This window comes from Chryseobacterium pennipullorum, from assembly GCF_003384725.1.
Classification (GTDB): domain Bacteria; phylum Bacteroidota; class Bacteroidia; order Flavobacteriales; family Weeksellaceae; genus Chryseobacterium; species Chryseobacterium pennipullorum.
This window is the reverse complement of the sequence record NZ_QNVV01000010.1, coordinates 1-12,400: the sequence shown is the minus strand read 5'-3', so window position 1 is coordinate 12,400 and position 12,400 is coordinate 1. Positions and strand designations below refer to the sequence as shown.

Sequence of the window (12,400 nt, the reverse complement as noted above, 5' to 3'; positions counted from 1 at the left end):
AACATATGAAAAGAAAGATTTATATAGCAATGATCATGGGCCTGGGAGTGCTTTCGAGTGCCCAGAGTAAGAAGGTGGGAATCAATACAACAAATCCTACTGAAACACTTGATGTGAATGGAAAAACATATACGAATTCCCTGTATCTCAGAAATCCGGGGGAGCCGACGATGACAGGGGGGAGCTTTTTAGCAACTTCCGAAAACGCAATGCAGCTGTATGATCCCACTTTGGAAAGCAGTGGATTATTTAATTACCTTAAGCTTTCTCTTACTGGGGTGTCTGGCGCCGGAATTACCGATTATGATACCAAAATAGACGCCAACAAGTTTTTGGTTACACTTCACAACTATTCATTTAAACTGAATGATGGTACTACAAATGTAATGCTGGATTATGGAGATAATGGAATCAATGATAATAAACAGGGATCTCCGGATGTAGTAGCATTCAGAAGTAACGGGACCTGGCATATACGCGCAAGATTTACAGATAGCAGGATTATTGCTGCTACATCCACCAATCCGCCAAGAACCTATAATAATTTTACCGTAGATCTTTACCTGATGGCCTATCAAAGATTGATTACCAAACAGAATATCAGTGATGTAAACGCTGATCTGGGCGGGACGGATGGTTCTACACAAGAGATCAGCAAACCAAATGGTTTTTAAAATAAGTATAGAATAAAAGGAGAGTGGCTAAAGCTCTTCTTTTTTTATGGAGCTAACAATCAGTTGTAACATCGGAAAGAGTAAACTGATTTGTTAATGGAAAAATAAAAGCGGCTTTTGAGGATGTTTTTTTTAAAACTTTTTAAAAATCAGCAATATCCATTTGTAGTTTCAAAAATATTTTATACTTTTGCAGTCCGAAAAGTAGGTTTATTGTTATGTGAGTGCATAACCTGCTGAATAATAAATGCTTCCAAACTCATTAATTATTCAAATTTAAAAAACAAACAATGGCTAAGAAAGTCTTTAAAATGGTAAAGCTTCAGGTGAAAGGTGGCGCAGCTAACCCTTCTCCACCAGTAGGTCCAGCATTGGGTTCTGCAGGTGTGAACATCATGGAGTTTTGTAAGCAATTTAACGGAAGAACTCAGGATAAGCCAGGGCAAGTTTTACCTGTAGTAATTACAGTATACGAAGACAAATCTTTTGAATTCGTTATTAAAACTCCACCTGCAGCCATCCAATTAATGGATGCGGCTAAGATCAAGGGAGGTTCCGGTGAACCAAACAGAAACAAAGTAGGTTCTGTATCTTGGGATCAAGTGAAAAAGATCGCTGAAGACAAAATGGCAGACCTTAACTGCTTTACAATGGATTCTGCTCTTTCTATGGTTGCAGGTACTGCTAGATCTATGGGATTAAGAGTAACAGGAACTAAACCAACTAACGCTTAAAACTTAAAGAAATGGCAAAATTAACAAAAAAGCAAAAGGAAGCTTTAAGCAAAGTAGAGAAAGGAAGAATCTATAACCTTGAGGAAGGTTCAGCTCTTGTAAAAGAAGTGAACACTACAAAGTTTGATGCTTCTGTAGATATTGCAGTAAGATTAGGAGTAGACCCAAGAAAAGCAAACCAAATGGTAAGAGGTGTTGTATCTCTTCCTCACGGTACTGGTAAAGATGTTAAAGTATTAGCTCTTGTAACACCAGATAAAGAAGCAGAAGCTAAAGCTGCTGGTGCTGATTATGTAGGTCTTGACGAATATTTACAAAAAATAAAAGATGGTTGGACAGATGTTGACGTTATCGTTACAATGCCAGCTGTTATGGGTAAATTAGGTCCATTAGGTAGAGTATTAGGTCCAAGAGGTTTAATGCCAAACCCTAAATCAGGAACTGTAACCATGGAAATTGGTAAAGCAGTAACTGAAGTAAAAGCAGGTAAAATTGATTTCAAAGTAGATAAGTATGGAATCATCCATGCTGGTATTGGTAAAGTATCTTTCGATGCTGCTAAGATCAAAGAAAATGCTCAGGAATTAATCCAGACATTGATCAAAATGAAGCCAACTGCTGCTAAAGGAACTTATGTGAAGAGCATTTATTTGTCTTCTACAATGAGCCCGGGTATTGCAATTGATACTAAAGCTGTTAACTAATTTAAATCCTTAAGACAATGACAAAAGACCAAAAAGTTGTAGCAATACAAGAGATCAAAGACTTGCTTCAGGATGCAAAAGTAGTATACGTAGCAGATCTAGACGGTTTGAACGCTGCTAAGTCTTCAGAATTCAGAAGACAGGCTTTCAAGCAAAATATCAAAGTAAAAGTAGTAAAGAATACACTTTTACAAAAAGCAATGGAGCAAATTGAAGGAGTAGATTACTCTGAAATGTTCCAGACTTTTAAAGGAAACTCTGCATTAATGATTTCTGAGACTGCTAACGGTCCAGCAAAATTAATCCAGGGGTTCAGAAAGAAAGAAGAGAAGCCGGCTTTAAAATCTGCTTTTGTTCAGGAAACTTTCTACGTTGGAGACGAAAACTTAAATGCACTTGCTAACATCAAGTCTAGAGAAGAAATGATCGGAGAAATCATCGGATTACTTCAATCTCCAATTCAAAGAGTTGTTTCTGCTCTTCAAAACAAACCTGAAACAGTAGAGGCTAAAGCTGAAGAAGCTGCTCCTGCTGTAGAAGAAACTCCTGCTGCTGAAGCTCCGGAAGCTCCTGCTGCAGAAAGCACTGACGAAACGCCAGCTGCTGAATAATTACACTCAAAAAATTAAATAAATAATCAACAAAAACATTACAACAATGTCAGATTTAAAAAATTTAGCTGAAACGCTAGTAAACCTAACAGTAAAAGACGTAAACGAATTAGCTACTATCCTTAAGGATGAGTACGGAATTGAGCCAGCTGCTGCTGCTGTAGTAGTTGCTGCAGGTGGTGGTGAAGCTGCTGAAGAAAAGACTGAATTCGACGTAATTCTTAAGTCTGCAGGTGCTTCTAAATTAGCTATCGTTAAATTGGTAAAAGATTTAACTGGTGCTGGTCTTAAAGAAGCTAAAGATATCGTAGATGGTGCTCCTGCTGCAATCAAAACTGGTATCTCTAAAGACGAAGCTGAAGCTCTTAAGAAGCAATTAGAAGAAGCTGGTGCTGAAGTAGAATTGAAATAATTTCAATTGTATTATACATATAAGAAGCCCGGGCATTGGCCCGGGCTTTTTTTGTGTTTCGGTTCTGCAAATTCAAATTTATTTAACAATAGGATTCGAATATTATTATATCTTGTGATTACATATAAGTTTATTATTATATTTTTCATAGGAATTAACATAATATTGTGGTTTTAATTTAGTATTTAAACATATATTTACGAATTTTTTATATTAAAATATTGTTTTTATTGAAAAAGTGTTATATTTGTATTCGAAAACACACAATTAATTGGATAGAAATTATTTTCTTTCCTGCGGTCATATGATACACCCTGCTTGGATGCAGGCAATATCGGCTGTAGGAAATAGTAACACCAGCTTTATATCGACAGTTGCAAACAAGCCTGAAAAGGGAATGCAGGATCAAGATATAAACGATATAAACAATGGTTCAGAATGTTTGATGGATCCCTCCATCTATAGCCTATCTAAGGTTAGGCATACTTCATTCGCATCAGGCAATGCTATACATAAAGCTAATGTCAGGCCTGTTGATTCCTGTTATACAATGCTGCGGAAAGCTTGTCCAGGGATTGGATATCATTATAGTCTACGGTTGATCAAAGATTTGAAAAGAGTGATGGCCACTGATAATAGATCTGTTGTGCAGTCAAATCTGATTTTCAATAGGAACAATAGGGTATGTCTTTCGAAATTTGAAGTTTCTTGTATTAACCTTTATAAAAAAATTAGCGAAAGTAAGCTGATCAATGCAATGCGGAGTCAGCCAGTCTGAAAATATTCCAATATTTTTCCATAGTTTTTTTTAACTAAAAATACAATTGTTTCATTTAAATATTTAAGTGAGAAAATATCAGGGTTCTGTAAACAAATACACAAAAAACAATAAAATCAATGCAAATGAAAAACAAATTATTCACGTTGGCTCTCTTATCTGTTAGCTCTTTAGCTTTTGCACAGGTAGGGATCAATACAGAAACACCACAAGCTACATTAGATGTGGCAGGATTTCCGGCGAGTACAAGTAAATTGGACGGTATTATTGCGCCAAGACTCAAAGGAGCGGAACTAAAAGCTAAAAACTATACGACTGCACAAACCGGAGCAATCGTATATGTTACTGTAGCAGAAGCAGCACCAACAGGGCAGACTGCAGAAGTAGTATCGCCAGGATATTATTATTTCGATGGAATAAAGTGGTCCGGCTTAAGTGGTGCGTGGCGTACTACCGGTAATACTGGGACTACTGCGGCAGCCGGATTAGGAACGGCTATTACTACAGGGAATTATCTCGGGACGAATGATGCTCAGAACCTGGTATTGGCCACCCAAAAAAATATTAAAGGAATACTGGATGTCAACGGTACCTTACAGGGTGGAAATGCCAATACTGCTACCGGTCCTTATGCTTCTTTTACCTGGGGGTCCAATAATACGCTTGCCAACAGCTCATCTTCCAATGTAGCGATAGGAAAAGACAACACAGTATCTGCACAGGGTAACTTTCCTGCGGTAGCGATCGGATTGGGAAATAAAGCCAGTAATGGTGCCAAAATAGTAGGAAATTCTAATGATGCAACAGGGGCTAATAACCTGGTGTTTGGAAACCTGAATACAGTAACAGGGCTGGCAGGGCTTACTATAGGGAACAGCAATACCAACAGTGGTGGAATAGCAGTTGGAAGTGGAAATACAACCTCTTTAAATAATATCGCCATTGGTTCTGCCAATACAGCGAGTGGTACAGAAGCTTTAGCGATTGGATTCCTGGGACAGGCTGCCGCAGGACAAACGGTCTATGCGAATAAAGCGCATGTTTTTTTCAATAAAAATAATGGAACCGATGCTATAATGGGAATCAATATGGTCCCTACTGCTGCCACCTCTACCGGGGCCGCTATTCAGTTGAAAGGAATCGCCTCCGGTGCCAATTCCGCTTGTTCCACGGCGGAAGAAGGCGCAATCCGCTACAATACGACCGGCAGGGTACACGAGGGGTGCAACGGCACCAGCTGGAAAGCGATGTACTAATGCATAGAAAATAAACACAAAACCTTATAAAAACGTAAAAAATGACAAAAAAATTATTTGATAGACTTGCGGCTGTATTTTTAACATTGATAATGTCGGCAGTGGTATTTGCACAGCAGGGCTATGAGCCTATCCGTGGGATGGGGGTAGAAGCAAAACCTGTCAACAATTCGGGGATTTGCTTAGGATGTTATACCGGCAGTATGAATCCGGTAGTAGATGCGAGCCTGGACAATAGCGTAAGCATGGGGAACTTTGCTTCTCTGGTCAGTGGAAATGGAATTTCTGTGAAAAATAAGAATAGCATTTATCCGGCAGGGTACATCACAGGGTTTAACGTAGATCTCGGAACAAGTTTTATTACCATTGATTTGTTGAGTTCTTTACGAATTGCTACCTATAAAAACGGTGTTCTCCAGGAATCTACAACCAGCAGCACCCTTTTGTCAGTGCCTGCGTTCGGAGGAAGTAAGAACAGAATATTTTTACATTTTAAAACTTCGAAAGAGTTTGACGAAGTGAGGCTCTATCAGACCAACGTGCTTTCTGTATTCAGTGCGATGAATGTATACTACGCATTTGCATTTGATCCAGCTAAAGTACCTACTGACAACAATGGTATTTGTGATGATATTGTTGCAGGAAGTGGGGTGGATGGCAATGTATCGGGAAGCAGCAGTTTCGTGGCGCCGCTTTCCTATGTTCAGAATAAAGAAAGAATTGGAGACGGAGATAAAAACTCTTTTGGAACAATAGTGCTTCCTATTGGGCTGTTAGGATCTTACTCCGTAGGAGTTTTGGATAAAAACCAGGTTTACCCTGCAGGAAACACAGCCGGTTTTGTGATCGCACCTGATGATCAGGGCAAGCTTTTAAGTGCTGAGTTTTTAAAAAATATTACCATAGAAACCTACTTATACGGACAGCTTCAGGATTCAAAAAAATTATCTGACGGGGGAGGTTTAATCAATATTAAAGTTTTAGGATACGGTTCAGGAAAACAAAAGGTTACTTTGACAACCACCAAGCCATTCAATGAAATAAGGCTGAAGATTACCCAGACTGTTGGATTCAATTTAGGAGCGCTTAAGGTATATTATGCTTTCGAAGAACCGGTTTCATGCGAGTGCGATGATAAGATCCAGACGAGCGGATCTTCTGTACCAGGCAATCTGGTAACAGGGAGCAGCTGGACGTCAGGCGGCGGATTTTTAGGTCTTATTCTTGCCAAAATGACGAATCCACAAGCGATTGTGGATACCAATCCTTCCAATTATGCAACCGCTACGGTTCCGGCTGCGTCATTCCTTAGTATTTTCTCTGCGTATGTTACCGTAAAAAGCAATACTACGCTTCCTGCCAATACCATGGCTGGATTTACAGTAGAAAAAGCAGCCAATCTTTTGGGTGTAAGTGTTCTTGAAAATATTAAGGTAACCTTGTATAACGGAAATACGGTAACAGATAATTTTACCAGCTCAGGAAGCCTGATCAGCGGGAACTTCTTTACCACCAATTCAAATAAATTCTATGTAGGAGGAAAGGCTACAAAACCTTTTAACCGGATGAAGATCACCTTCAACAGCGGGACGGCAGTCCGCCTTCCGCAAAACTATTATATCTACAATGCATTTGCCAGCAAAGATGATGACAATGACGGAGTTCCAAACTGTTTTGATCTATGTCCTAACGGGGATGACAGTATCGATAACAACGGAAACGGAATTCCGGATTGTGCAGAAGGCTGTAGTGCTGTTAATGACAAGTCGCCTACGTTAGATACAGATGGTGACGGTATTGTAGATGCCTGTGACCTGGATTCGGATAACGATGGAATCCCTGATGCTATAGAAGATTTCGATAACAATGGAAAATTCCAGGATGATGATGCTGAAGGGGATATTCTGGTAACTCCTGTTTTAGGAGACTCAGTTCCGAATTATCTTGATCTGGATTCTGATAATGATGGTATTCTGGATCTGTTTGAATCTGGAATTCCGGTAGCGGTGATCAACCAGATCGATAAGGATCACAACGGTATTATCGACAGTACGATTCCGGTAGGTAAGAACGGAATTGCCGATATTCTTGAAACAGTTCCTGATTCAGGAATTATGAAATATGGAATTAAAAATACAGATGGTGATGACAAACCTGACTTCCTGGATATAACATCCAATGGAACCGACTATGATTTGTATCAAATAGGAAAAGGAAATCTTGATACGACAGGCGGCGGATTTATTTCTACCATTAATGATCAGGATAAAGACGGTATCCAGGCCGTAGTAGATACCGATCTTGTGAAGAGAGGTGCCCCCGGGTCTCCGCTTTCACCATACACTTCATTGCTGAAAAATGGTCTGAATGCAGCTGCAAAAGTAACCGCTTCAGAGATTGCTGCTGTTGCTCATGATGTTAAGATCTATCCAAACCCTGTAAAAGCTGGTGAGAGCCTGATGATGACATCGAAAGAAGAAGGTACCTATACTTTGTTCTCAGCCCAGGGACAGGTAGTAAAGTCTGGCAGGTTGACAGCTAATACCGGTATTGATACCACTTCTTTACCAACTGGTGTTTATATTGTCAAAATAGAAACCCCATCGACCATAAAATCCTATAAAGTTATTGTAAAATAAGATTCTGACATTCAATATTTTTCCAGAAGGAATAAAATATGTAATAATCAAAGGGTCTGAGTGTTCGCTCAGACCCTTTGTTAATTAAACGGAGTATTTTGATGTAAAATTTTAACACTTAATACCACATAAAGTATTGCTTTTTTTTGTAATGTTGCGAAAGAATTTAGATGAATTTTATGCTAGAAAAATAAGCTTTATGGGAAAAACACAATTAAAAACAATGGTCCTGATGCTTGCGTTAGTTGGGATTGGTACTGCTCATGCGCAGTATAACCCCAACCAGGATCTGGATGATGATAATGATGGAATACCGGACCTGTTGGAAAGCCCACCCTCCAATACCGTGGTAAACGGGACTTTTATGGGGGTACATCAGCACCTTGGCTGACAAGAGGATGCACAGGAGGCTGGCAGTATAGTTCAGGATCGCAATATGTCTTTATTCAAACAGATAATGTTTCGAACAGGGAGATTTACCAGTCGATTAATAACCTTCACAGAACAGACGGAACGGTTGCCATAACGATGAGAATTGGCGCCCAGGATGGGAATAATTCAGCCGGTTCTACGGCCACACTACAAATTCTTCTGAATGGAACCTTATATGCAACCATAACGAATGGTACCAGCAGAACCGCTAGCACTAATAATGTGACTATTGCATTATCTAATGGGGCGACTACCAATTTTGTTCCTTATACCACAGCAGCTTCATCAGGGTTTAACTTCCAGACCTTTACCCTCAATATTCCTTATAACTCTCCGGCAACCGCAGAGCTTGTCTACAGGGCTACAACCGTGTTGGATGACTGGTCTCTGGATGATGTATCCATTCCTGCCTATCTTTTAGATACGGATAATGACGGGATTCCCAATTATCAGGATTTAGATTCAGATAACGATGGGTGTTTGGATGCTATGGAAGGAGATGAGAATGTAGCCTACAGTATGCTGGTTGCTGCTGCGGCACCACTGTCAGTAGGAACCGGTTCTTCTGTTCCCAACCAAAATTTGTGTGCCAGTGGATCTTGTGTAGATACTCAAGGGGTTCCAATCGTTGTCAATGCAGGAGGTGCCGCAGATATTGGTTCTGACCGGGGACAGGGAATTGGAGATTCTCAAAACAATGCTGTTATAGGATGTTTTTGTTACAAACCTGTCGTAACAGCAGGGACTGCTTTGAATACTCCATATGGAATCACTGCTTTAGGAAGGGCAGGCACCAATACCGGAAACTGGCCGATGGTAAGAAAAGGAGCCTGGACTGCGCTTGAAGCAAAAACCAAAGGTTTTGTTCCCAACAGATTAACCACTGCACAGATCTCAGCAATTCCTGCCGCAAATCTTGTAGAAGGAATGATGGTTTACAATACGAGTTTAGATTGCCTTCAGGTGAATACGACGGGAACACCGGCAGGGTGGGCTTGCTTCAATACCCAAACATGTCCAACCAATTAAACGGTCAATAACTTAAAAAAATCAAAAATGAAAAATATACTAACGACACTGTGTCTCGTGTTTTTTTGCTTAGCATCTGCGCAAGTTGCAATTGGAAAGCAGATTGTAGCCTCACCATCGGTATCGCTGGATTTTGGTGCCGCTAACCGGGGAATGATTTTACCATGGGCTACTTCAGCAGCAGCAGTAACCTCTGTAGCTAACGGAACGATGATCTATGATCTTTCTGACAAAAAAATCAAAGTAAAATATAATGCGGGCTGGAAGGACCTGAGTATAGATGCTTCTGGAACGACAATAGACCCGGTGACCAGTGTAGATGGAGTTACCATTCAAAATTCTGCAACAGAAACGGGCAGCGCGAAAGTAGCCGTAGGTACTCCTACTTCCGTACCTGGAGTATTGGTGCTGGAGGATACCAATAAAGCAATGGTCTTACCCAAAGCATCGAGTCCGCATCTGAATATTATTAATCCTGCTCCTGGGATGATGGTCTATGATACCAATTCTAAGCTGCTTGCGGTTTATAATGGCAAGGTCTGGACATTCTGGAAACAGTAAGGTTTTATAACGCAACATCAATATCAGCCACTTCCAAAAAGGAGTGGCTGTTTTTATATGAATTAACAGGAAGTAAGAATTTAAATGTTCAATAAGCCTGGAAAAAATTTTTAATTCATATCCAATTATTTTGTAGTTTTGAATCAAGTTAATAGATGGTAATTGTTTGATAATCATGAAGATGAGTTATTTTTTTAATTAAATATCTTTTTTGTGCTAAAAAAGAATATTGAATTTTATTTTTCAAGTTAAAAAAATCACCTTATAATGACTTAATGGTTAAAATTGTATGGTTTCACATTTTCATTAAAAAGATTTGAAGTCTTTTGGTTTTTTACAGACAATAAAAAATCTGAGTTTTTACAAATACTCAGTAGTTTCGTTACGTGTTTTTACGGTTCTTTTTATAATTTTTCAGCCAAGGTTGGTTTCAGCCCAGGAAATTAAGGTTGCTAAATCGGAGGCTGCTGTCCTTTTTGTAGGTGATACCAAAGTCTATTCTACTGACGAAGACTTTAATAACCAGATTCTGGAAAAAAAAATTATAGTAAAAGGAGCCAAAATTATATCCCGCAAATCCAAAAATAATAATCAGCTTGTTCTTGCAGGTACAAAAGGAAATAAAGATCCGAATAAGAATAAGAAGGATCTTAATAAAACTTTTGCAAAAAAGAAAAGGACAGAAATTTTACCAGAAGATAAAATAGCGGAAAATAAGGTAAAAATATATTTTAATAGCTCTCCAAACTATTTTTTGGCCGCTCAAGCTGTCAATAAAGAGGGTAATATCTCCGTTTTCAGTGGCCATCATGTACCCAAAGCCCATTTTGACGATAAAGATCTTTCTTTGAAAAGATCCTTACATTTCTTGTACATCAATACATTCGGTGATGATAAAAATGAATCGTCGGATCCCTATTTTCTGGCTGTTTCTTGTGTAAGACCTCCGCCTTATTTGATCTTTATCTTTTAAAGATCTATCAGAATATTCGTAGGTTTAAAAAACTTTAATTTAAAAGACATGAAAAAAAATTATTATATACTAATCGCAGCTCTTGCGCTGCTGTTTAGTAGTTCGATTTTTGCCCAGACGAATTCTTCTCTGGAAATGACAGGGTCTGCTGCGGCTAATGGTATGGTATGTACCTATACAACCAATATGCAAAAAAATACCAATAATCCAACCTCCAAAACTTTTGCAGCTTATAACACTCCTTCTCCGATAGATGGCAAACTGGAAGTAATCCAGCAACAATTTCCCGGAGCGAATCCTCTTAATAGTGCGGCAGAAGCTATATTTTTAGGAGACACCAGTAATCCTCCATATGTGCTGATGAGTAGTTTGGGAAATGCATCGACGAACCCAAATCCTTATTTTACCAATTTAAGTTCCCCTGCCGGACAAGGTATTGATGGGGCTTCAAACCATTTAAATAAATAAACTTTATGGGAAAAATACAATTAAAAACACTGATCCTGATACTCGCGTTAGTTGGGATGGGTACTGTTCATGCGCAGTATAACCCCAACCAGGATCTGGATGGTGATGGAATTATCAATTCTGTAGACCTGGATGATGACAATGATGGAATACCGGACCTGTTAGAAAGTCCACCATCGACTGCGGTGGTAAATGGTACTTTTACCAGTACTTCAGCACCCTGGCTCACACGGGGAGGAACAGGGGGTTGGCAGTATAGTTCAGGATCGCAATATGTCTTTATTCAAACGGACAATGTTTCGAACAGGGAGATTTATCAGTCGATTAATAACCTTAACAGAACCGACGGAACTGTTGCTATAACGATGAGGGTGGGTGCCCAGGATGGGAGTAATGCCGCTGGCTCTACAGCCACACTACAGATTCTTCTCAATGGGACCTTATATGCTACGATCAATAATAGCACAATACGAAATACGGCTACTCCCAATATTACCCTCACTGTAGCGAACGGTGCAACTACCAATTTTACTCCATATAGTACAGCTGTTGCATCAGGGTATACTTTCCAGACCTTCACTCTCAATATTCCTTATAATTCCCCGGCAACGGCTGAACTTGTGTATAGGGCTACAACAGTCCAGGATGACTGGGCTCTGGATGATGTATCCATTCCTGCCTATCTTTTAGATACGGATAATGACGGGATTCCCAATTATCAGGATTTAGATTCAGATAATGATGGTTGTTTGGATGCTATGGAAGGAGATGAGAATGTAGCCTACAGTATGCTGGTTGCTGCTGCGGCACCACTGTCAGTAGGAACCGGTTCTTCTGCTCCCAACCAAAATTTGTGTGCCAGTGGATCTTGTGTAGATACTCAAGGGGTTCCAATCGTTGTCAATGCAGGAGGTGCCGCAGATATTGGCTCAGACCGGGGACAGGGAGTTGGAGATTCTCAAAACAATGCTGTTATAGGATGTTTTTGTTACAAACCTGTCGTAACAGCAGGGACTGCTTTGAATACTCCATATGGAATCACTGCTTTAGGAAGGGCAGGCACCAATACCGGAAACTGGCCGATGGTAAGAAAAGGAGCCTGGACTGCGCTTGAAGCAAAAACCAAAGG

The 12,400-nt window shown here is 39.7% G+C and carries 13 protein-coding genes; all 13 read left to right on the top strand.

What is annotated here, in order from left to right:
- Positions 1 to 5: 5 nt before the first annotated feature.
- Positions 6 to 674, top strand: a complete 669-nt coding sequence (locus DRF67_RS12085; protein WP_115928560.1) for a hypothetical protein — start codon at positions 6 to 8, stop codon at positions 672 to 674.
- Positions 675 to 964: 290 nt separating this feature from the next.
- Positions 965 to 1,408: a 50S ribosomal protein L11 gene (gene rplK / locus DRF67_RS12080; protein ID WP_089796334.1), complete on the top strand. Its 444-nt coding sequence runs from the start codon at positions 965 to 967 to the stop codon at positions 1,406 to 1,408.
- Between the two features lie 11 nt (positions 1,409 to 1,419).
- Complete coding sequence (gene rplA / locus DRF67_RS12075) at positions 1,420 to 2,112, top strand: 50S ribosomal protein L1 (RefSeq protein WP_115928559.1); 693 nt, start codon at positions 1,420 to 1,422, stop codon at positions 2,110 to 2,112.
- A gap of 17 nt (positions 2,113 to 2,129) precedes the next feature.
- Complete coding sequence (gene rplJ / locus DRF67_RS12070; protein WP_115928558.1) at positions 2,130 to 2,723, top strand: 50S ribosomal protein L10; 594 nt, start codon at positions 2,130 to 2,132, stop codon at positions 2,721 to 2,723.
- A 46-nt stretch (positions 2,724 to 2,769) separates the two neighbouring features.
- Complete coding sequence (rplL, locus tag DRF67_RS12065) at positions 2,770 to 3,135, top strand: 50S ribosomal protein L7/L12 (RefSeq protein WP_072412199.1); 366 nt, start codon at positions 2,770 to 2,772, stop codon at positions 3,133 to 3,135.
- Between the two features lie 903 nt (positions 3,136 to 4,038).
- A complete protein-coding gene (locus tag DRF67_RS12055) occupies positions 4,039 to 5,169 on the top strand; it encodes a hypothetical protein (RefSeq protein WP_115928556.1) in 1,131 nt (376 codons plus the stop codon).
- 41 nt (positions 5,170 to 5,210) lie between these two features.
- Positions 5,211 to 7,808 (top strand): T9SS type A sorting domain-containing protein, encoded by a 2,598-nt coding sequence (locus tag DRF67_RS12050; protein ID WP_115928555.1) that lies wholly within the window; start codon positions 5,211 to 5,213, stop codon positions 7,806 to 7,808.
- Between the two features lie 199 nt (positions 7,809 to 8,007).
- Positions 8,008 to 8,199 carry a hypothetical protein gene (locus DRF67_RS12045; RefSeq protein ID WP_123912739.1) on the top strand — a complete coding sequence of 64 codons (192 nt, stop codon included), beginning with the start codon at positions 8,008 to 8,010 and terminating at the stop codon, positions 8,197 to 8,199.
- A 137-nt stretch (positions 8,200 to 8,336) separates the two neighbouring features.
- Complete coding sequence (locus DRF67_RS12040; protein WP_115928553.1) at positions 8,337 to 9,269, top strand: hypothetical protein; 933 nt, start codon at positions 8,337 to 8,339, stop codon at positions 9,267 to 9,269.
- A gap of 27 nt (positions 9,270 to 9,296) precedes the next feature.
- Entirely contained in the window at positions 9,297 to 9,830 is a 534-nt protein-coding gene (locus DRF67_RS12035; protein ID WP_115928552.1) for a hypothetical protein, read from the top strand.
- A gap of 424 nt (positions 9,831 to 10,254) precedes the next feature.
- A complete protein-coding gene (locus DRF67_RS12030) occupies positions 10,255 to 10,803 on the top strand; it encodes a hypothetical protein (RefSeq protein ID WP_115928551.1) in 549 nt (182 codons plus the stop codon).
- Positions 10,804 to 10,851: 48 nt separating this feature from the next.
- Positions 10,852 to 11,271 carry a hypothetical protein gene (locus DRF67_RS12025; protein ID WP_115928550.1) on the top strand — a complete coding sequence of 140 codons (420 nt, stop codon included), beginning with the start codon at positions 10,852 to 10,854 and terminating at the stop codon, positions 11,269 to 11,271.
- 5 nt (positions 11,272 to 11,276) lie between these two features.
- Positions 11,277 to 12,400, top strand: a 1,124-nt coding sequence (locus DRF67_RS12020) for a thrombospondin type 3 repeat-containing protein (RefSeq protein ID WP_185142106.1), incomplete at its 3' end; no start/stop codon positions are given.